Here is a 21,691-nt window from a genome sequence, read left to right on the forward strand (position 1 = left end):
GGCTTCCTGTTATGAATAAGGGTTCCACGTTATCAGATAATCGTATTTGCCTTTAACACCTTGTGCAGTTCAGGCAGCCCGCACACGGTATCTGCAATGGCCGTCAATTTTGGCGTATTGGTTGCGAACCATTCGTGCCGTGGACCCCAGCTACGCGCCACCGCAATATAGACGTCAAGCAGCGTAAGTCGCTCACCCAGCGCAAACGGGGCAGCTTTGAGTTGTCTTTCGAACCATAAATAGAGGGATTTGCGGTATTCGATGCAGTTTTTCTGCAGCTGTTCCGGCGCATCCGGTACCCAGCGTTCGGGATAGTCTGCGTAAGTAAACGTCGGATAGACGTTCGCCACGAACCAGATCAGCAGACGCTGAAACTGCTGACGTTCCGCCTGGCCCACGGGTGGCGCCAGATCGGGACACCTGTCGAGCACCATCAGGCCGATGGCGGCCGTTTCGGTCATGATCGCGCCATTTTCCAGTGCCAGTGTAGGCACCTGACACAGCGGGTTAAGCTTTTGCAACAGTTCACGCTGAGGACCGGGCTGGTCAAACCCGTCCACGTTAATAAACTGGTAAGGAATGTCTGCCAGGGTCAGCATCACTTCACTGATTGCCGAGCCCCAGCCGGGTACGCCATAGAGTTTGATCATGTTGCCCTCTCAGGAGTGAAAATCCTAAGTGTAGAGCACAATTAATACGTGATCCCAGGCGGGTTAACCTCCGATTGTGCCACCGCTTCGCCCTGCTCCCCCCAGCGTGCCAGCACCTTCTGATACTCCCCGCGCGCGATCGCACCATCCAGTGCGGCCTGCAGGGCGTAGACCAGTTGATTGCCTTTTTTGGTGGTGGTGGCGACATACGCTTTTTTCGGGCCCAGCCCGACAACGCGCGTTTTGCCGGTCAGCGCGGCTTTATACGCCGCGACCGACTGCGGCCCGAAGAACACATCCGCCCGGCCGGACTGAATATAGAGATTGCCCGAGGCATCGTCCGTCAGGTACACCGGCAGCGCGGGTTCACGTCCGGCCTTTTTGTTCTCCTCGTTCCAGCCCAACAGGATGCGCTCCTGATTGGTGCCAGAGCCAACAATGACCTTTTTACCCGCAAGATCTTCAGGGCCCTTAATCGACTGCACCTGACTGGTGGATTTCACCGTAAACGCCAGCGAATCGACGCGATAGGTTGCAAAATCAAACTTCTCTTTGCGCTGTTCGGTCACCGCAATGTTTACCAGCGCTACGTCATAGCGCCCGGAGGTGATCCCCAGCGGCCAGTCTTCCCAGGCCGTAGGAACGAGCTTCAGTTTTAGCCCCAGGCTGCCCGCCAGCAGCCGGGCGATATCCGGGTCGCTGCCGATACGCGTCCGATTATCGCTGGCCAGCAGCGCCAGCGGCGGTGAATTAAGCGCGGAAATGGCCACCGTGAGCGTTCCCGGCTCAACAAATTTGTAATGAGCGGGGATCTTCCCCACCGCCTGCGGATCCACCGTCACCGGCAGCGGCTGCTCGTTGGCCTTTAAATCAATGCTGGCATGACTGGCGGCGGTAAAAGCCAGCCCCGCTAAAAGTCCATATTTCATCGGAACTCCTTACAGGACTCGGGAAAGGAACTGACGCGTTCGCGGGTGCGATGGCCGGTTCAGCACCTCGTCGCTGCTGCCCTGCTCCACAATTTTACCGTCGACCATAAACACCACCTGATCCGCCACTTCTCTGGCGAAGCCGATCTCATGGGTGACCACCACCAGCGTGGTGCCGGAACGGGCGAGTTTCTTGATGACATCCAGCACCTCGCCCACCAGCTCCGGGTCAAGCGCCGAGGTGGGTTCATCAAACAGCATGACCCGCGGACGCAGCGCCAGCGCGCGGGCAATGGCGATGCGCTGCTGCTGCCCGCCGGAGAGATGGCGCGACCAGGCATCTGCTTTATCACGCAGCCCCACCACATCCAGCAGGCTGTATGCCCGCTCAACGGCCTCTTTTTTGCTCAGTTTTTTATGGGCGATGGGCGCTTCAATCAGGTTTTCCAGCACCGTGAGATGCGGGAAGAGGTTAAAGTTCTGGAACACATAACCGACATTGACGCGCTGTTTAAGGATCTCTTTCTCTTTTAACTCGTAGAGTTTGTCACCCCGACGGCGGTAGCCGATGTAATCCCCGTCAATCTGAATAAACCCTTCGTCAACGCGCTCCAGGTGGTTGATGGTGCGCAACAGGGTCGATTTACCAGAGCCGGACGGTCCGAGGATCACCGTGACGGAACCCGGTGGGATCTCAAGCGACACGTTATCGAGCGCTTTATGGCGACCAAAGAATTTACTGACGCCGGTAATGGAAATATGTCCTTCATGAGAGGCTTGCATGGACGGGCTCCTGTGCGGGCGTGGTGGTGACGGAACGGGAACGGGTACGGCTGAGGGTACGGTTCTGATTCACCGCCGAGCGACGTTCGCTGCGGGCCAGGCCCCGCTCTACACCATACTGGATAGCGGACAACACAGTGGTAATCACCAGGTACCAGGCGGCCCCCACCATCAGCAGCGGGATCACTTCCTGCGTGCGGTTGTAAATCATCTGGATGGTGTAGAACAGTTCCGGCATTGCCAGCACGTAGACCATCGCCGTGCCCTTCGCGAGACTGATGATTTCGTTAAACCCGGACGGCAGAATGGTGCGCAGCGCCTGCGGCAGAATGATCCGCACCGTACGACGCCAGGCCGGTAGCCCCAGCGCAGCGGCCGCTTCATACTGACCATGATCCACGCCGAGGAAGCCCCCGCGGATAATCTCCGCGGTATAGGCGCTCTGTACCAGCGTCAGCCCGACAACGGCAGTGGAAAATTGCCCCAGCACGTTGATGGTTTCAAAGCTGCCCCAGGTTATGCCGGTGAACGGCACCCCAAGGGAGAGCGTGTCGTAGAGATAGGAAAAGTTATAGAGGATGATCAGCACCACAATCAGGGGCAACGAGCGAAACAGCCAGATGTAGCCCCAGGCCAGGCTGCTCAGCAACCAGGATGACGAGAGTCTCGCCAGCGCCAGCATACCGCCGAAAACCACGCTCAGCGCGGTGCCGATCAGCGTCAGCAGTAATGTCTGGCCAACGCCTTCAAGGATCACCGGGTCGAAGAACCAGCGGGCAAACACAGACCACTCCCAGCGCGGGTTAAAGGCGACGGACTGGATAACGACCGCCAGGACAAACAGCGCCACCACGGCACCGACGGCCCGCAGCGGATAACGCGCAGGGACCACTTTAATGGTTTCAACGTTGCTCATCATCGTTCCTCATGCGGTTTTACTTAACGCTTCGCGAACCAGCGTTTTGGTGAAACGCAGCCGGCCATCAAACGGGGGCTGGCTGTACTCTTCCGGATCGCGATGCAGATCGAACTGCGGCTGGTACCCCTGGCTGAGATAAAGTCGTACCGCTTCCGGCTGACGGAAACCGGTAGTGAGGTAGATCTGGCTGTAGCCGGCCAGCACCGCCCTGCGCTCCAGCTCCTGCACCACGCGCCCGGCAAGCCCCTGCTGACGCAGGGTTTTGTCCGTCCAGATGCGTTTGATTTCCGCGGTGCGTTCGTCGAAGGGTTTGTACGCACCGGTGGCGATAATTTTCCCGTCGCGCTCAAGGACGATAAACAGCCCCTGTGGCGCCAGATACCACTCGGTGAGCTCCACCTCAGCATCTTTCGAAAAATAGTCACCGTAGCGGGCAGCGTATTCACCGAACAGCCCATTGATGATGGGCTGAAGATCGGCATCTTCCGGCGAAACGTCACGAAATTGTTCGCTCATAGCGCCTCCTTAGTCACCCAGACCGGCAGGGTTCACTTCCGACAGCGGGATGCGTTCCACCCCTTCCCCCCAGCGGTTCAGCACTTTGTCGTAATCGCCGTTTTTGATCACGCCGTTCAGTGCGATCTGCACCGGTTCCACCAGCCCGCTGCCTTTTTTCAGCGTTACCGCGATATGCGCCGCCTTCGGCCAGCCGCCGTCTACGCTACCGACCAGTCTGGTTTTACCCGTCAGCGCGGCTTTCCACGCGCCAATCACGTTCGGACCAAAATACGCATCCGCACGCCCGGACTGGAGCGCCAGCGTTTGTGCCGCGTCATCTTTGGTGTAGATCGGGGTAAACGGTTTTAATCCCTTCTTCAGGTTTTCGGCGTTCCATGCCAGCAGGATGGCCTCCTGGTTAGTGCCAGAGCCCACGATAATCCGCAGCCCGGCAATGTCCTCCGCCTTCTGCAGGGATGTGATTGGGCTGGTTGATTTCACATAGAAACCGAGCGAATCCTTACGGTAGGTGGCGAAATCAAACTTCTCTTTGCGCGCTTTGGTCACGGTGATGTTGCTGATCGCCGCATCGTATTTCCCGGAGGCCACCCCCAGCGGCCAGTCCTCCCAGGAGGTTGGCACCACGTTCAGCTCCAGCCCGAGGCTGTCGGCTACCAGACGGGCGACGTCAACTTCGCTTCCCAGAAGCGTTTTGTTGTCATCCGAGAAAACCGTCAGTGGCGGTTGATTGAGACCTGCCACCGCAACGGTAAATTTCCCCGGCACGGCAAAGCGATAATCTTTCGGCAACTGCGCGATGGCCTCGCCGTTTTTGGCGGTGTTGATCGGCGTTTTGTTGGCCTCAATGCTCACACCGGTGCCGTTAATGTTCACATTCTCTGCCCAGGCGGCAGGGGTAAAGGCCAGCGCGAGCGCCAGAATAAGCGATGTTTTCTGCATAGCGGTGTTCTCTTTATTGTTGTGTGAACTGATTTTTGGGTTCGTCCAGGCCCAGGCTGTCGCGCAGTGTGGTTCCGGGGTAGTCAGTGCGAAACAGGCCGCGGGCCTGTAGCACCGGCACCACCTGGTCAACAAAGCGCGGGAAGGTATCTGGCGTCCCGCCCTGAATGATGAAGCCGTCGGCTGCATCGCCGTCGAACCATGCCTGCAGGCCGTCCGCCACCTGCTCCGGCGTGCCGGAAAAACGGGGGCGTGGCGAGGCCGCTTCCAGCGCGACCTGACGCAGCGTCAGCTGACGTTCACGGGCATTGCGCTTTATCTCATCCGTGGTACTGCGGAAGCTGTTTTTCCCCAGATCGCCGAGGTCCGGGAACGGCTCGTCGAGCGGATACTGGCTGAAATCGTGATGTTCGAAATAACGTCCGAGATAATTGAGCGCATCCTTAACCGACACCAGCGCCGCGGTGGTCTGGTACTGGTTTTCCACATCTTCGGCATCTTTTCCGACAATCACGCTCACGCCCTGGAAGATGTGCAGATCAGAAGCACGACGACCGTTATTTTCCAGCTGCTGCTTCACGTCGCGGTAGAACGCTTGTGCTTCTTCAAAGGTTTCATGATGGGTGAAGATCGCATCGGCATGCTTCGCTGCCAGCTTTTTGCCGTCGTCCGATGCGCCCGCCTGGAACACAATCGGACGCCCCTGCGGCGTGCGACCAATATTGAGCGGCCCGGCGACCTGGAAGAAATCACCGTGATGATCCAGGGTATGCAGTTTGGCGGGGTCAAAGAACTGACCACTCTCTTTGTTGCGCACAAAGGCATCGCCTTCCCACGAGTCCCACAGCCCTTTCACTACGCCGAGATACTCATCCGCAATGCGGTAGCGCAGCGCGTGCTCCGGGTGTTTTTCACGCGAGAAGTTCCTGGCCGACCCTTCCAGCGGCGAGGTCACGACGTTCCAGCCCGCACGGCCGTTGCTCAGGTGATCCAGGCTGGCAAACTGGCGCGCCACGGTAAAGGGTTCGCTGTAGGAGGTGGATAACGTGCCCACCAGACCCAGCCGCGAGGTAATGCTCGCCAGTGCAGAGAGCACCGTTAACGGCTCAAAGCGGTTTAAAAAATGCGGGATCGATTTCTCATTAATGTAGAGGCCGTCGGCGACGAATAAAAAGTCGAGCTTGCCCTCCTCGGCTTTTAACGCCGTCGCTTTGACGAAATCAAAATTAATACTGGCATCGGCGACCGCCGCAGGATGGCGCCAGGCGGACATATTCCCGGATGCACCATGCAAAATGGTCCCCAGCCGCAATTGTCGGGTTGCAGACATATTCACCTCTTCTGAATTAAACGTGTTGCAGGGCTTTTTCCGCAAGCTGTGCAAAATAACGGGCAGCCGGCTCAATTAATGCTTCGTCCGGATTAAAGGCCGGGTGATGTAAACCATACGGGCTATTGCTGCCAATGCTGACAAACGCGCCGGGGATCTGCTGCAGATAGACCGCAAAATCCTCTCCGCCCATATGCAATTCAGCATGCTGGGTTTCATACCCCGCTTCCCGGGCGACCGAGGTGGCAAATTCCGCCCAGCGCTCATCATTGACCAGCGCAGTCGGCCCGGCATACCAGGTGATATCAATCTGGGCACTGAAGGCGCTGGCGAATCCGGCGGCGATTTCACCGACGCGCGCTTTGACGTTCTGCTGAACTTCCGCGCGATGTGTGCGCAGCGTCCCTTCCAGCTCAACGCTTTCCGGCAGGACGTTCCAGGTGTTACCGCCCGCAATGCGCGTTACGCTCAGCACGACGGAGTCCAGCGTATTCACGTTGCGACTGGCGACGCTCTGCAGCGCGGTAATGAGCTGGCTTGCCAGCACAATCGCGTCGTTGCCTTCATGAGGCCGTGCGGCATGGGCCCCTTTGCCGGTAATGCGGATCACAAACCGATCGACGTTGGCATAGAACGGCCCGCCGCGGGTGGCAAACTCACCCACCGGCAACCCCGGCTCGTTGTGCATGCCGAAGATGGCGCTGACGTCACGTAACGCCCCGGCCCGCACCATGCTCTTCGCACCGCCAAAGTTCTCTTCGGCAGGCTGAAACAGGATCCGCACGCGACCGTTAAGCAACGCTTCACGCTCTTTCAGTTTTAATGCCGCCCCGAGGATCACGCTGGTGTGGATGTCATGACCGCAGGCGTGCATCACCCCCGCACGCTGTGAGCTAAACGCCACCCCGCTGCGCTCTTCGATCGGCAAGGCATCGATGTCCGCCCGCAGGGCAATCAGTTTGGTGCCGGTGCCAATTTCCGCGACCAGTCCGGTCGGCAGATCATAAGGCAGTGGTCTGATGCCGGCATTCGTCAGCCACTGGTGCAGACGGGCGGTTGTTTCCACTTCCTGGCCCGACAGCTCCGGGTTCTGGTGCAGCTCACGTCGCCAGGCAATCAGTTGTTCGCCAAAACGCATACGGTGACCTCCTTGTTAAGTCGCGCCTGCGCCAGCAGACGCAGGGACTGCACGCGCGTGGCACCCTCCGCAACCGGTGTGTCGATAATGAATTCGTCAATACCCCACTGGTGATGCAGAGCGTCCAGTTGTGCCAGTACCGACTCTGCGGTCCCGGCCACCAGCGACTGCGCGCGACGCGCAATACGCAGCGGCTCGCTGCCTGCCTGACGCGCAAACGCATAGGCTTGCTCTTCGCTGGCCACCGTAACGCGCTGGCCGTTTGCCAGCTCCACGCCCCAGACTTCAACCTTTTGCGCCAGCGATTGCGCCTGGGTCTGAGAGTCCGCCACAATCACCTGCACCGCCACAATCACCTCCCGGACGCTGTGTTCACGCCAGGTGGTGATGACCTCACGCAGCAGGTCCGGATCGCCATTCAGGTGAGCGGCAAAGACAAAATGCCAGTTGAGTTTTGCGGCCAGCAGAGCACTTTCGACGCTGGCTCCCAGCAGGAATCCCTGCGCCGGGACCGGCGGCAGCGGCGTGGCGCGAACCGCCTCATCGACCGACTGATTTTCAGGGCGGATCCAGCTATCAAGTTGCGCCAGCTGTTCGGCAAAACTGCCCTTTTCCTGCTGATTCAGACCGAGTTGCAATGCGCGGGTGGAGAGCGGCAGACCGCCGGGTGCTTTTCCGACGCCCAGATCCACGCGACCCGGAGCCAGAGCAGCCAGTAGATTGAAGTTTTCCGCGACTTTATAGGGGCTGTAGTGTTGCAGCATAACGCCGCCCGATCCTACGCGGATACGCGTTGTCTGCCCGAGGATCCAGGCAATCAACAACTCCGGCGAGGGGCTGGCCAGCTGCGGGGTGTTGTGGTGTTCGGCAATCCAGAAGCGGTGATAACCGAGAGTTTCCGCCTGTTGCGCCAGCGCCAGGGTTCGCGCCAGCGCATCGGCGGCTGTTTCGTTTTCAGCGACAGGGCTTTTATCCAGAATGCTGATTCGCCAGGACATGTTGCGTTCTCGTTTGACTTAACATGTCGTCATTATTAAAGGCGTATTTCACCACTGAGAAACAATTAATTTACATTTGGTTTGCCGGAAATCAGATATATAAAACCATACTAAGAATAAGACTTTAGCGTAGAAATCAGCGTTTCCGCCTGACTGCGGCGGATAATACGGATAAAGCGTATATGCGCGTAGTCCGGATTTTGCAGATCGGCTTCGTAACGCCTGCGGTTGTTGCGCCAGGTTTTAATCGTCCAGATGATAATGGACTCTCTGCTGAAGAACGCGCGCCGGAAACTCTCTTTATTTCCCGTTCCAGGCCAGAGTTCGTGTTGATGCCAGGCCCGTTTGATTGCTCTGGTGACGGCCTGCCAGAGGGTGCGGGCAAACCCGCAATCTACCCACACCACAATGTCAACATTGCGCCATTTAACAGGTCGCGTGCGGTTATAGTTACCATCCAGCACCCAGTTCTGAGAAGCGCTTAATGCATGCTCCAGTTTTTCCAGAAACGCATCATCTGCTGTGCCCTGCCAGTTCGGGCGCCAGTAAAGCCTGTCCATTTCAATATAAGGAATAGCCAGTTCATCAGCGATCCGTCTTGCCAGCGTGGTTTTTCCACTTCCGCTGGTGCCGATTACATTAATTCTCACCCTTAGCCTCGTTTTAGCTGCATAAAAACCAAACCGATCATAGCGTTTACCCTCCGCTTGTTCCACTGAGCAACTATTAAGCACATCTGATGATTAAAACAGCATGTCACTGACGGTTTTGTCTAAAAAGTCATCACGATTCAGCGCGTTGTGATCCTCGTCTGCTCTGACCACACGATTTCCTTCGACGTGCATCACTTTCGGCACGGTTATATTTTGCGTCGCTTATCAATTGCAGGTAGGATGCCTCGCCATGTTTCGCCTTATCCATACGCAGAATGACTGGGAAGGCGACATGTGTTTGCGCAGAAGCAATCGTTTGTATTGCTCTCTGCCAGGCAGGACTATCACGATAATGGTTCAGACAGGCAAACAGGTAACTCAATGAAAACAAGCAATAAAAGCGCAGCCGATCATCATGCTGCTAAACGTCGCTGGTTAAACTCCCATGAAGAGGGCTACCACAAAGCGATGGGCAACCGTCAGGTCCAAATGATCGCCATCGGCGGCGCTATCGGTACAGGTCTGTTTTTAGGTGCTGGCGCACGTCTGCAAATGGCAGGCCCGGCTCTCGCCCTGGTCTATCTGGTGTGCGGGATCTTCTCCTTCTTCATTCTTCGTGCGCTGGGCGAGCTGGTGCTGCATCGCCCTTCCAGCGGCAGCTTTGTCTCTTACGCTCGCGAATTTCTTGGTGAAAAAGCCGCCTACGTTGCCGGCTGGATGTACTTCGTCAACTGGGCGATGACCGGTATCGTTGATATCACCGCCGTTGCGCTGTATATGCACTACTGGGGCGCGTTTGGCGATGTCCCGCAGTGGGTCTTTGCGCTGGGTGCCCTGGCGATTGTCGGTACCATGAATATGATCGGCGTGAAGTGGTTCGCCGAGATGGAGTTCTGGTTTGCACTGGTAAAAGTGCTGGCGATTGTGATTTTCCTGGTGGTCGGTACCGTGTTCCTCGGCAGCGGCAAGCCGCTGGACGGCAATGCAACCGGCTTCCACCTGATAACCGATAACGGCGGCTTCTTCCCGCACGGTCTGCTGCCGGCGCTGGTTCTGGTGCAGGGCGTGGTGTTCGCTTTTGCCTCTATCGAGCTGGTGGGTACGGCGGCGGGCGAATGTAAAGACCCGCAGACCATGGTGCCTAAAGCCATTAACAGCGTGATCTGGCGTATCGGTCTGTTCTATGTCGGCTCTGTGGTGCTGCTGGTTCTGCTGCTGCCATGGAACGCCTATCAGGCGGGTCAGAGCCCGTTTGTGACTTTCTTCTCGAAGCTCGGCGTGCCATACGTGGGTAGTATCATGAACATCGTGGTGCTGACCGCGGCACTCTCCAGCCTGAACTCCGGCTTATATTCCACAGGCCGTATCCTGCGCTCCATGTCGATGGGTGGCTCTGCGCCGAAGTTCATGTCGAAGATGAGCAAGCAGCAGGTGCCTTATGCCGGCATCCTGGCGACGCTGGTGGTCTACGTGTTTGGCGTGTTCCTGAACTATCTGGTACCGTCCCGCGTGTTCGAGATCGTACTGAACGTGGCCGCGCTGGGGATTATCGCTTCCTGGGCCTTTATCGTGGTCTGCCAGATGCGTCTGCGCAAAGCCATTAAAGAGGGCAAAGCAGCTGACGTGAGCTTCAAAATGCCAGGCGCACCGGTGACCTCGTGGCTCACCCTGCTGTTCCTGTTCAGCGTGCTGGTCCTGATGGCGTTCGATTACCCGAACGGCACCTATACCATCGCCACCATTCCGCTGCTGGCCGTTCTGCTGATTGCTGGCTGGTTTGGCGTGCGTAAGCGCGTATACGAAATTCACAGCACCGCGCCGGTTCATCATGAAGATGAAAAACACGACGGCCCGCTGGTGGAAGAAACCTCGCGTTAAGCGTGCAGTAAACACTAAAAAGGGAAGGCAAATGCCTTCCTTTTTTTATGTCGGGTGGCGGCTTCGTCTTACCCGCCCTACGTTTTGCGCAGCGCCAGCGGGCAATTCCCACATCAGAGCGTGATACGTACCACATCGTCAGGCTGGGTCGCTTCCTGCTGACGGGTGGATTTTTGTTTCACCGTTACGTACAGCGTTTTGCCATCAGCAGAGAGCGCCAGGCTGTTTGGATAGACCGGCGTGTCGAAGGTTTTCGTCACTTTATAGGTTTTGGTGTCAATCACGCTCACCTTTCCGGCTTCACGATGCGTCACGTACGCTTCGTTGCGCGCCGGGTTAAAGAGCACCGCCAGCGACTCTGGCGTCGCGATCTTCTCAATGACACTGCCATCTTTCAGGTTCACCACCAGCACTTCCGGCTGTTTTGAATCGGTCAGGAAGGCACGCTGTCCGGCGGTATCCAGACTCAGGTTCAGGTAGAAGTGCTCTTTCCCGTCATCCTGCACCTTTTTGCGGCTGATGATTTTGTTGCTGGCGGTGTCAATCGTTACCAGTTCACCGTCGGCGTTGGTGGTATAGAGTCGTTTCGCCTGCGCATCCAGCGCCAGGCCGGTGCCGTAGGTACCAGTGTTCGCGATGGTATCCTTCAGCTTCAGCGTTGCGCTGTCTACTACCCAGATCACGCTCTCTTTACCGACCCCGGTAATGTACACGGTATGGTTGGCATCATCTGCCACCAGCTGGCGTGGCTGCAGTGGTTTGACGGTGTCGCTGCGTTTGCGGTCATCCAGAACCAGGCGCCCTTTCACCTCGCCGGTTTTGGCGTCAATGGCGGTCACGGCACCGTTGATGGTGTTACCCAACCACAGCGTCTGGGTGGCAGTGTCCAGGGTGGCGCCAAAGGGTTTCAGATCGTTATGAATGACCTGCGTTACGTCCAGAGTGACCGGGTCGAGGCGATACACAATACCGCCTTTATCTGTTTTACGGCTTTGTGACGTCGCAACCCACAGCGCATTCTCCTGCTGGCTCACCGCCATTTCATACGCGCCTTTCCCAACCGCTTTGCGCAACATCTCTTCGCCAGCCTGCACCTGGAAGGTGCCGGCAAGCAGTAAAGCGCTACACAGCAGTGAACGACGCAGACGTGGGGAGCACAGATGACGTAAAGACATAACAATTCCTTTTTCACGAGAGGGGGTGTACTGCTGACATCACTTCCGGCTGGCAACGTCATGGCATTGCCGTTTTTTTAATGAGAATAGTAATCATTAATCGTGTAAAAGTGGAGTTTTTCTTTTCCGCTTCGCCTTTCCTTAACGCAATGTGCGGTTATAGTTTTCAAAACATTTACAAAAGATTTAACATACCTGTACATGTTCCATTTGGTACGTTTCTTATCCTTAACCGGTTTATTTCATGAAAATCATTTCTGCCCGTAAGGCAACCCTTCCACTGTTGCTGGCTCCTGTCATCTTCTCTCCCCTCACCGCGATGGGTGCGGATGAACAGACCATGATCGTCAGCGCCACGCCACAAACGGTATCGGAGCTGGATACCCCGGCGGCGGTCAGCGTCGTGAATGGCGATGATATGCGTCACGCCGCACCACGCATTAACCTCTCTGAATCTCTCGGTAGCGTCCCGGGCCTGCAAATTCAGAACCGTCAGAACTATGCCCAGGATCTGCAGCTGTCGATGCGTGGGTTCGGTGCCCGCTCTACCTTCGGTGTGCGCGGTATTCGAATGTACGTGGACGGGATCCCGGCGACCATGCCAGACGGCCAGGGCCAGACGTCTAACATCGATCTCTCCAGCGTGGAGAGCGTGGAAGTGCTGCGTGGCCCCTTCTCTGCCCTGTATGGCAATGCCTCCGGCGGCGTGATCAACATCAACACCCAGACCGGTCAACAGCCGCCAACCATTGAGGCCAGCAGCTACTACGGCAGTTACGGTACCTGGCGCTACGGGATGAAAGCCACCGGCGCGATGGGCGACGGCACACACGCGGGCGATGTGGATTACACCGTATCTACCACCCGCTTCACCACCAAAGGCTACCGCGATCACAGCGGTGCGCGGAAGAATCTCGCCAACGCCAAACTGGGCGTGCGCATTGACGATGCCAGCAAGCTGACGCTGATCTTTAACAGCGTGGACATGAAAGCCAACGATCCGGGCGGGCTGAATTATCAGGAGTGGCAGGATAACCCGCGCCAGTCGCCGCGTGGCGATCAGTACAATACACGCAAAACCATCAAGCAGACCCAGGCCGGGCTGCGCTATGACCGCCAGCTCAGTGCGCAGGACGATCTCAGCGTCATGATGTACGCCGGCGAGCGCGAAATGACCCAGTATCAGTCGATCCCTTATCAACCGCAGCTGCGCCCCTCCCACTCTGGCGGCGTGATTGATATGCAGCGCCACTATCAGGGCATCGATACCCGCTGGACGCACCGCGGCGAACTGCTGGTGCCGGTGACCTTTACCACCGGCCTGAACTACGAAAACATGAGCGAAGATCGTCGCGGGTATGAGAACTTCGTGATGAACAACGGCGTGCCGGATTACGGCGTAAAAGGCGACAAGCGCCGCAACGAACGTAACCTGATGTGGAACGTCGATCCTTACCTGCAAACCAGCTGGCAGTTAACGCAGAAACTCTCTGTGGATGCCGGGGTGCGTTACAGCTCCGTCTGGTTTGATTCCAACGATCACTACGTTACACCGGGCAACGGTGATGACAGCGGTGATGCTAGCTATCACAAGTGGCTTCCGGCCGGTTCGGTGAAATATGCGGTGACCGACGCGTGGAACCTTTACGCTGCGGCGGGTCGTGGATTTGAGACCCCAACCATCAATGAACTCTCCTATCGCGCGGACAACCAGGGCGGTCTGAACATTGGCCTGAAACCGTCCACCAATAACACCTATGAAGTGGGGAGCAAAACCCGCATCGGCAACGGCCTGCTGACCGCGGCCCTGTTCCGCACCGACACCGATGATGAAATTGTGGTGGATGCCAGCTCCGGCGGACGTACCAGCTACAAAAATGCCGGTAAAACCCGTCGTCAGGGGGTGGAAGTTTCCCTCGATCAGCAGTTTGCTGAAAACTGGAAGCTGAAAATGGCGTGGACATATCTGGACGCCACCTATCGCACCAACGTCTGCGGCGACGATAACTGTAACGGCAACCGCATGCCGGGTATTGCCCGCAATATGGGCTTTGCCTCGTTTGGCTGGCAACCCGAGGAAGGCTGGTATGCCGGGACTGACGTGCGCTACATGAGTGACATCATGGCCGATGACGAAAACACGGCGAAAGCCCCATCCTACACGGTCGTCGGGCTGAATACCGGGTATAAATTCAACTACGGCAACTGGGGCATGGATCTCTTTGGTCGCGTTGATAATCTGTTCGACAAAGAGTATGCCGGCTCGGTGATTGTTAACGAATCCAATGGACGTTATTACGAACCTGCTCCGGGTCGCAACTACGGTGTTGGCTTGTCGGTCTCTTATCGTTTCGAGTAGAAATAAAAGGGGTATTTAATTTCCCAGTTTTATATTTTTTAAAACGAAATAACCATCCTGATGGCGCAATGCCATCAGGATTTATTCATAGAACGAATATTTCAAATGAAGAATATTGACCCGCCGTTGAATAATTCCTCAGCTAAAATATTGCCGTTGTAATAGAGAATTAGCTTCATCGATCAGTTTTTCAATCGCTTTCTGGCTGCCCTCAACATCGCCTCTCTCCAGCGCGGACAGTAACTCCTCGTAATGATAAGACGACGCTTTAATGTCGTTAAGCTCCTGGTGCAGATAGTTAATACAAGGCCCAATGCGGATCCAGAGCTGCTCGATTAAGGCGCTCAGCGTCGGCATTTCCGCGTACTGATAAAGGGTAAAGCGAAACACGCGGTTAGCATGCAGTGCCTTCTGGACATTCCCGTTGCGCATCGCCTCATGAAAATCGTCCGACAACGTGCGCAATATCTCCAGCTTGCTCTGCGTCAAATGCTGGCAGGCGGCGGCTACCGCCATCGGCTCAAGCTGTTTTCTGATGGCCGTAATTTCGTTATAGCGCTCCAGCGTCACCTCTGGCACCAGAAATGCCTGCGCCGGTGTGGCCTGCAGCGCCCCTGACGATACCAGACGCAAAAGCGCCTCGCGAACCGGCGTGATACTGGTCCCTAATTTATCGGCAATTTCTTTGGTGATCAGTCGTGCGCCTGGTTTCAGCGAGCCTGTAATTAGCGCCCCTTTCAAACTGATCTCAACTTGCATGGTAAGGCTGATTCTCTGCGCTTTTTCTAAATGATCCAAATCAAGCATGTTCAATTCCTGTAGCTAAAACTTAATGCTATTTATTAACGTCAGTTTTTAATAAACGACGCTGGTCCGATATATCCTGTATCGTCATGCCTGGTGGTGGGAAGTGCATATAAACGTCAAAAAGTACAAACCGTATGTTTTTATCGCTCTTTGGCTCATCCGTGTGGAAGGCGCGAACGCTGTGTAGGTTTAATTAAAGACAATATATCGTATCTTCACAAATAAATATGGCGGGAACCCCCGCCATAATGTTGTTTATTTATTGTCTGCCGCGACGCGAATCACGACTTTGCCGAAGTTTTTGCCTTCAAGAAGACCGATCAGCGCCTCCGGGGCGTTCTCCAGCCCGTCGATCACCTGCTCGCGATAGTGGATTTTACCCTCCTGCACCCAGCGCCCCATCTCTTGCTGGAACTCCTTGATGCGGTGCCCGTAATCCTGGCCGATGATAAAACCCTGCATACGAATGCGTTTTTTCAGGATGGTCCCCATTAACAGCGGCAAACGATCCGGCCCCTCAGGCAGACCGGTCGCATTGTAGCCGCTCACCAGACCACATACCGGCACCCGCGCGGAGGTATTAAGCAGCGGGAGCACGGCGTCAAAGACCTTACCGCCAACGTTTTCATAATAGACATCGATACCGTTCGGGCAGGCGTCCTGAAGCTGCGTGGCAAAATCATCAGCATGATGATCCAGACACTGGTCAAAGCCCAGCACCTCAACAGCATGACGGCATTTTTCTGCGCCACCGGCCACACCGATGACCCGACAGCCTTTGATTTTACCGATTTGCCCGACCGTTGCACCAACGGGGCCCGTTGCCGCTGCCACCACCAGCGTTTCACCCGCTTTCGGTTGACCAATATCCAGCAGCCCCATATAGGCGGTGAAGCCCGGCATCCCGAGAATACCCAGCGCCCAGGAAGGATGGGTGGGATTTTCGCCCAGTTTGACCAGACCACTGCCGTCAGAAAGGTCGTACTCCTGCCAGCCGCTGTATCCCAGCACCCATTCCCCTGCTTTAAAATCCGGATGACTGGACTGCTCAACGCGGCTGACCGTTCCGCCGACCATCACCGCACCAAGCTCAACCGGTGGTGAATAGGATGGCGCATCGCTCATGCGGCCGCGCATGTACGGGTCAAGCGAAAGCCAGATAGTACGCAGCAGAACGTGTCCTGCCGCCGGTACCGGAACCGGCTGCTCTTCGAGACGAAAATTATCCGCGACCGGCGCGCCGTGTGGACGCGAAGCCAGTACCCAGCGACGATTTTGCGAAACAGATTGATTCATCAGAGACTCCTTATGGTACAGATGTCCATTGATCCTGGCTCATGATCCGCCTGAGCGCCTTAACATTACGAGCCAGACTGGTTAAGCCGAACCACCAGATAGATGCAGGGTTCATTGGTTTCGTTAATGAACCGACAGTCATTGGGCGGCCCGAGCTCCAGACAATCCCCGGCCTGCATTTCGTGGCGGGTGTCGCCTTCCTGAAAGATCAGCTCCCCGGACTGCAGCCAGATCAGCTGGCGGGCCAGCGCATAGGACGATGCGGGCATAGGCACATCGCTCCCCGCAGGCAGCTCAACCTGCACAAGGTCGATAGGCAGATCCGTACGCGGTGAGACATGGCGGCGGAGATAGTGGGTCTGCGGATCGCGCCAGACGGGCTGGTTCGCAAGACGCAGCAGTTTTCCCTCCTGCATCTCCGCTCTGGCTATCAACGTTGACATGCTGATGCCGAACGCGCCGGACAACCGTGCAAGCAGGGTTGCCGTCGGGCTACTGTCCCCACGCTCAATTTTGTGGATCATGGCCCGCGAGACGCCTGCCCGTTCGGCCAGTTCGCTCAGCGACCAACCGCGCGATTCGCGCTCAAGGCGAATTCTTGCGCTAATCCGTTGATTCATCGTGTCTGTTATGGTGTTCATGACGTCATACTATAGTGTATGAAAGGCATTTCAATGGGGTTTTGATAACAAAAAAATAAGGGTTATGTCGTAGCCATCTGCCACAGCTGTTGTGTAATATCGTAGTAATAACGTAATAACATAGTAAACAACACATTCAGGGGTTCCATCATGATCGTTCGTCATGCCTGCAAAGAAGACTGCGCCGCTATTGGTGAAATTTACAACCACGCGGTGCTGCACACCGCCGCGATCTGGAACGATACCACGGTCGATACCGATAACCGTATCGCATGGTTTGAGGCCCGCACCCTCGCAGGTTATCCGGTGCTGGTAAGCGAAGAGAATGGCATTATCACCGGATACGCCTCCTTCGGTGACTGGCGCGCCTTTGACGGATTTCGTCATACGGTCGAGCACTCGGTGTATGTCCATCCGGATCACCAGGGCAAAGGCATTGGCCGCACGCTGATGAAGGCGTTGATTGTCGAAGCCCGTGACATCGGCAAGCATGTGATGGTGGCGGGGATTGAAGCGCAGAACCACGCCTCTATTCATCTTCATCAGACGCTTGGCTTTGTGACGACAGGTCAAATGCCGCAGGTGGGCACCAAATTTGGCCGCTGGCTGGACTTAACCTTTATGCAGCTGCAGCTTGATGAGCGCAGCGATCCGGACGCGATTAAATGAATCAATCACTGACGCTGGCTTTTCTGGTGGCGGCGGGCATTGGTCTGGTGGTGCAAAATACCCTGATGGTGCGCATCACCCAGTCCTCCTCCACCATACTTATCGCCATGCTGCTGAACTCACTGGTTGGTATAGTGCTGTTTGTCAGTATTCTGCTGTTCAAACAGGGACTTGCGGGGTTTAGCGAGCTGGCGTCAACGGTGCGCTGGTGGACGTTGATCCCGGGACTGTTGGGCTCCTTTTTTGTCTTTGCCAGTATCAGTGGTTACCAGAACGTTGGTGCGGCGACGACTATTGCGGTGCTGGTGGCAAGCCAGCTGATCGGCGGACTGATAATGGACGTGCTGAAAAGCCATGGCATCCCGCTGCGGGCGCTGATCGGCCCGGTGTGCGGTGCAGTGATGCTGGTGGTGGGTGCGTGGCTGGTGGCCCGACGTCAGTTTTAACCGCTACAGGATCGTGCCACCTTTAGTCAGCTGTTCGTGACGCGCGTCCATCTCGTCTTTATGCTCCTTACCGTGGTGTGAAATCGCGGTACGCAGGCGCTGCTGCTGGGTATAGCGTGCTTCCCGGCTCAGCTCAGCGTCATCGCTCAGTTCAATAAGCAGTTCGTTCATGTGGGTTATCACACCCTCTTTAATCGCGACATCCACGCGGGCGATCGCTTCGTCTAAATGTGACATTGTCACTCCTTGTCAGTTGCCGGGTGGCGGCTACGCCTTACCCGGCCTACATGAGGTACCGTAGGCCCGGTAAGCACAGCGCCACCGGGCACACGATCAGTTCAGCTTCGCTTTTGAGAAATCACTGCCCATCAGGCTCACGCTGTAACCCGTGACGTTGCTGCGGGTGGCATAGAACGTTTTGCCGTTTGCCAGCGCAATCCACGGTGCCTGCTGGTAGAAAATCTCCTGCGCCTGGCTATACAGCTTCGTGCGATCGGCCGGGTTGCTGATCAGTTTGGCTTTCTGCACCAGGGCATCATAATCCTTATTACACCAGCGTGCAGCGTTGGAGCCGGTTTTGATGCTATTGCAGCCCAGCAGCACATCGGCAAAGTTATCCGGATCGCCGTTATCCGACATCCAGCCGAACAGCGCGGAGTCATGCTCGCCTTTACGCATTCCGGAAAGATACTCCCCCCACTCGTACGAGACGATTTTGGCCCTCACACCCACTTTCGCCCAGTCGCTCTGGATCATCTCAGCAATACGGCGGGAGTTCGGGTTGTACGGACGCTGTACCGGCATTGACCACAGCGTGACCTCCGCGCCCTTCTCCAGTCCGGCCTGTTTCAGCAGGGCTTTCGCTTTTTCCGGGTCGTAGCTGTAATCCTTCAGATCTTTATTAAAGCCCATCATATTTGGCGGAATTGGAGATTTCGCGACCGTACCGGAGCCCATAAAGACGGCGTTAACGATGGCCTTTTTGTCGGTGGCGTAGTTCAGCGCCTGGCGCACCAGCACGTTATCAAACGGCTTTTTCTCGGTATTGAACGCCAGATACCCCACGTTCAGCGCATCCACGGAGTGCAGCGTCAGGTCTTTGTTGTTCTTAATAACGTCAAACTGCACCGGTGATGGCGCAGGAATGATCTGGCACTCATTGGTTTGCAGTTTCGCCAGACGGGTCTCCACATTTGGCGTGATGGAGAAGATCAGGTGTTTGGTCGGGACCGGGCCTTCCCAGTAGTTCGGGTTAGCCACATAGCGGATGAGAGAATCCACTTTGTACTGCTGGAGTACATAGGGGCCGGTACCGATCGGCCAGGTGTCGACGTTCTCAGGGGTTCCTTTTTTCAGCATCGCATCCGCGTATTCGGCAGACAAAATGGAGGCAAAATCCATCCCCCAGTCGGCCAGGAAAGCGGCGTTCGGTTCACTGAGGGTGAACTGAACATGATAATCATCGACTTTTTTAACGTCCTGGATCAGCTTATCGAGGCCGACGTCGTTAAAGTATTCGTAATTGCCCTGCGACACAGTGTGATACGGGTGTTTAGGGTCTTTCTGACGCATGACCGAGAAAATAACGTCATCGGCATTAAAGTCGCGCGTCGGTTTGAAGTATTTGTTGCTGTTGAACTTCACCCCTTTACGCAGCGTAAAGGTATAGGTCTTGCCGTCCGGTGAAATCGTCCAGGATTCCGCCAGAGACGGAACCGGGGTGTTTTTCACTGGGTCGAAATTGATCAGGCGGTTATACAGCACCTGAGAGCTGGCCACAAAAGACGGGCCTGAACTGGCAATTTGCGGGTTGAACGACTCGGGGGACGCTTCAGAACAGTAAATAAGGGTGTCGTTGTTTGCCGCCCATGCGGCACCGGCTGGTAAAATAGCGCTCAGCGCAAGGGCGAGCAGTGTTTTCCCTGTAGACATGGTTATAACCCTGACAGTTTTATTATATAGAACCGTAATAACAGCACAGCCGCTATACGCTGGCAAATAACGAAACACTATCAGGTTATTCTAAAGCCGCGTTTTTTGCTGGTTTTACAGCCAGTGCCGAAAAAGGTGATTTGTCTTAAGTTCCATTATCCGTCAAGCACAACCGTCACGATCTATGCCGCAAGAAATCGGCGCTTTTAGCGTCTCTTCCTCCGTTTGTTTGCTTTCCGGTTTCGTTAAAGTAACGGTGTGAAGAAGTATATGGGATCAAATCGTGGCAAAAACTCTTTTACGCAGCGGTAATCTGGATGATTTTCAGGCCGTTGGCGGCGGCGGACAAGCCGTTTTTGAATCAGCGTTGCAAATACGTGAAGCACTCCGGTTGCGCAAACAGCAGGCCATTGTCGACTGTCTGGCCATTCCGCAGGTCAACGACGGCGGTGACCGCGTGGACTGGTACTCCCCGGTGGAAGGTAGCGTCACCAGCTGGAAAACGGCCAATGAAGATGACCGTTTTCGCGCCCTGCGCTATCTGGAAAACACCCTTGCCAGCGTCGAATCGCTGAGTAAGAAATGCCTCCAGTCGCCTAAAACCGCACAACAGCTCTTCGGCTCCTTGCTGTCGAAAGCCTTCCAGTTCCCGGGCGAAAACTTCCTCTATCTGGTTGACGGTAAACCGGTCATTGCGTTCTGGGGGTTTGTAAACCTGAATGAAAATGCACGCGATGATGTACTCGACTGCCTGCGCGAATCGTTGATCCCTGAGCCTGCGCCGGTGGTGATAGAGGAGCCTGAACCAGAGCCAGAACCGACCCCGGCCGTCACCTTTGAACACGCAGACGAACCGCTGATCGCGCCGGCCACCGTTGTGCGCATTACGCCGGAAGATCTGTATGAGCCCGAGCCTGCACCAGTCGTTGCGCCGCCTGTTGAAGAGCCGGCTCCTGCGCCAGTTGTGAAAAAGCGTCGCCTACCGTTGTGGTCATTGCCGGTTGCCGCGGTCATTGTTGCCGCCATTGCCGCCCCGCTGCTGTGGTCAAAACAGGCGCCATCAACCGCGCCAGCGCCAGCCGCGACTCCGGCACCGCAACCCGTGGTAATTGCGCCAAAACCGATTAAAGCGGTTGAGCCGCTGGCGATGAACCTGCCGCTGCATCAGGCTGAGGTGGTGGAGAGTAAAGCGAAGGAACCCGATCCCGCTCCGGTGCCTGCCCCGGTGGTGATTGCCGCGATCCCGAAAGATGCCATGGTCATGGAGGCAAACCAGGTAAAAGCGGGCTCGACGCGTTTCCTGAACGGCACCTGGCGCGCCATTCTTGACGTAAAAGATCCGGTGACCGGCAAACCGCCGTCACTGCGCTATCAGATCCAGAACAATAAAGGCTTCGCCCGTGTCGTGCATGGCGATAATGTTGTCTGCCGCGTAGAGATCTTCTCCGGCCTGCACAGCACCGGTGAGCTGATGATTAAGAGCCGCGGTAATGCACGCTGCACAGACGGTTCCCGCTACCCGATGCCGGAAGTCTCCTGTAAAGCAGGCACCAGCGATGTCGCCGAATGTCGTGCTCGTTATGATGCAAACACCGTCGTTCCACTGACGTTTAAGAAAGCAGGTGCCTGA

Annotated in this window: 19 protein-coding genes and 1 pseudogene; 5 read left to right on the forward strand and 15 right to left on the reverse strand. The window is 56.1% G+C overall.

All coding sequences use genetic code 11. The features are described 5' to 3' along the window. Positions 1-32 precede the first annotated feature (32 nt). The 9 genes and pseudogenes from EKN38_RS13730 to EKN38_RS13775 all read right to left on the reverse strand — a co-directional run bounded on the left by EKN38_RS13730 (position 33) and on the right by EKN38_RS13775 (position 8,855). A complete protein-coding gene (locus tag EKN38_RS13730; protein ID WP_014832056.1) occupies positions 33-650 on the reverse strand; it encodes a glutathione S-transferase family protein in 618 nt (205 codons plus the stop codon). 41 nt (positions 651-691) lie between these two features. Continuing rightward, the gene (locus EKN38_RS13735; RefSeq protein WP_126522242.1) at positions 692-1,579 is read right to left on the reverse strand and encodes an ABC transporter substrate-binding protein; all 888 of its coding nucleotides are present in this window, start codon (positions 1,577-1,579) and stop codon (positions 692-694) included. Positions 1,580-1,588: 9 nt separating this feature from the next. After that, positions 1,589-2,362 carry an amino acid ABC transporter ATP-binding protein gene (locus EKN38_RS13740; RefSeq protein ID WP_014832058.1) on the reverse strand — a complete coding sequence of 258 codons (774 nt, stop codon included), beginning with the start codon at positions 2,360-2,362 and terminating at the stop codon, positions 1,589-1,591. Beyond that, a complete protein-coding gene (locus EKN38_RS13745) occupies positions 2,346-3,278 on the reverse strand; it encodes an amino acid ABC transporter permease (RefSeq protein ID WP_014832059.1) in 933 nt (310 codons plus the stop codon). The genes EKN38_RS13740 and EKN38_RS13745 overlap by 17 nt, the downstream gene beginning before the upstream one ends. Before the next feature lie 9 nt (positions 3,279-3,287). Then, entirely contained in the window at positions 3,288-3,797 is a 510-nt protein-coding gene (locus EKN38_RS13750) for a GNAT family N-acetyltransferase (RefSeq protein ID WP_014832060.1), read from the reverse strand. A gap of 9 nt (positions 3,798-3,806) precedes the next feature. Next, positions 3,807-6,069: pseudogene (locus tag EKN38_RS26005) on the reverse strand (NtaA/DmoA family FMN-dependent monooxygenase). A 16-nt stretch (positions 6,070-6,085) separates the two neighbouring features. Continuing rightward, positions 6,086-7,207, reverse strand: coding sequence for an amidohydrolase (locus EKN38_RS13765; protein WP_014832063.1), 1,122 nt, complete (start codon positions 7,205-7,207; stop codon positions 6,086-6,088). Continuing rightward, complete coding sequence (locus EKN38_RS13770; protein ID WP_014832064.1) at positions 7,186-8,205, reverse strand: MsnO8 family LLM class oxidoreductase; 1,020 nt, start codon at positions 8,203-8,205, stop codon at positions 7,186-7,188. The genes EKN38_RS13765 and EKN38_RS13770 overlap by 22 nt, the downstream gene beginning before the upstream one ends. A gap of 110 nt (positions 8,206-8,315) precedes the next feature. After that, on the reverse strand, positions 8,316-8,855 hold the full coding sequence (locus EKN38_RS13775) for an AAA family ATPase (protein WP_014832065.1): 540 nt from the start codon (positions 8,853-8,855) through the stop codon (positions 8,316-8,318). A gap of 384 nt (positions 8,856-9,239) precedes the next feature. Here EKN38_RS13775 and ansP point away from each other — a divergent pair, with 384 nt between their 5' ends. After that, on the forward strand, positions 9,240-10,736 hold the full coding sequence (ansP, locus tag EKN38_RS13780; protein ID WP_014832066.1) for an L-asparagine permease: 1,497 nt from the start codon (positions 9,240-9,242) through the stop codon (positions 10,734-10,736). Between the two features lie 113 nt (positions 10,737-10,849). On the opposite strand, the gene EKN38_RS13785 is transcribed toward ansP, so the two are convergent. After that, on the reverse strand, positions 10,850-11,911 hold the full coding sequence (locus tag EKN38_RS13785; protein WP_014832067.1) for a YncE family protein: 1,062 nt from the start codon (positions 11,909-11,911) through the stop codon (positions 10,850-10,852). Between the two features lie 244 nt (positions 11,912-12,155). Here EKN38_RS13785 and pqqU point away from each other — a divergent pair, with 244 nt between their 5' ends. Next, positions 12,156-14,270, forward strand: coding sequence for a TonB-dependent receptor PqqU (gene pqqU, locus EKN38_RS13790; RefSeq protein ID WP_014832068.1), 2,115 nt, complete (start codon positions 12,156-12,158; stop codon positions 14,268-14,270). 138 nt (positions 14,271-14,408) lie between these two features. On the opposite strand, the gene EKN38_RS13795 is transcribed toward pqqU, so the two are convergent. The 3 genes from EKN38_RS13795 to EKN38_RS13805 form a co-directional block, all read right to left on the reverse strand. After that, positions 14,409-15,077 (reverse strand): GntR family transcriptional regulator, encoded by a 669-nt coding sequence (locus EKN38_RS13795; RefSeq protein WP_014832069.1) that lies wholly within the window; start codon positions 15,075-15,077, stop codon positions 14,409-14,411. A 255-nt stretch (positions 15,078-15,332) separates the two neighbouring features. Further along, a complete protein-coding gene (locus EKN38_RS13800) occupies positions 15,333-16,373 on the reverse strand; it encodes an NADP-dependent oxidoreductase (RefSeq protein ID WP_014832070.1) in 1,041 nt (346 codons plus the stop codon). 65 nt (positions 16,374-16,438) lie between these two features. After that, positions 16,439-17,014, reverse strand: coding sequence for a helix-turn-helix domain-containing protein (locus EKN38_RS13805; RefSeq protein ID WP_014832071.1), 576 nt, complete (start codon positions 17,012-17,014; stop codon positions 16,439-16,441). Positions 17,015-17,164: 150 nt separating this feature from the next. Here EKN38_RS13805 and EKN38_RS13810 point away from each other — a divergent pair, with 150 nt between their 5' ends. Next, on the forward strand, positions 17,165-17,683 hold the full coding sequence (locus EKN38_RS13810) for a GNAT family N-acetyltransferase (protein WP_014832072.1): 519 nt from the start codon (positions 17,165-17,167) through the stop codon (positions 17,681-17,683). Continuing rightward, positions 17,680-18,129, forward strand: coding sequence for a DMT family transporter (locus tag EKN38_RS13815; RefSeq protein WP_014832073.1), 450 nt, complete (start codon positions 17,680-17,682; stop codon positions 18,127-18,129). The genes EKN38_RS13810 and EKN38_RS13815 overlap by 4 nt, the downstream gene beginning before the upstream one ends. A gap of 3 nt (positions 18,130-18,132) precedes the next feature. On the opposite strand, the gene EKN38_RS13820 is transcribed toward EKN38_RS13815, so the two are convergent. Beyond that, positions 18,133-18,366 carry a YdcY family protein gene (locus EKN38_RS13820; RefSeq protein ID WP_014832074.1) on the reverse strand — a complete coding sequence of 78 codons (234 nt, stop codon included), beginning with the start codon at positions 18,364-18,366 and terminating at the stop codon, positions 18,133-18,135. A 96-nt stretch (positions 18,367-18,462) separates the two neighbouring features. Then, positions 18,463-20,061, reverse strand: a complete 1,599-nt coding sequence (locus tag EKN38_RS13825) for an ABC transporter substrate-binding protein (RefSeq protein WP_014832075.1) — start codon at positions 20,059-20,061, stop codon at positions 18,463-18,465. Positions 20,062-20,344: 283 nt separating this feature from the next. On the opposite strand from EKN38_RS13825, the gene EKN38_RS13830 reads away from it, so the two are divergent. Then, entirely contained in the window at positions 20,345-21,691 is a 1,347-nt protein-coding gene (locus EKN38_RS13830; RefSeq protein WP_014832076.1) for an SrfA family protein, read from the forward strand.

Origin of the sequence: Enterobacter sp. WCHEn045836 (assembly GCF_003965585.1) — a bacterium.
In the GTDB taxonomy this organism is placed as follows: Bacteria; Pseudomonadota; Gammaproteobacteria; order Enterobacterales; family Enterobacteriaceae; genus Enterobacter; species Enterobacter dissolvens.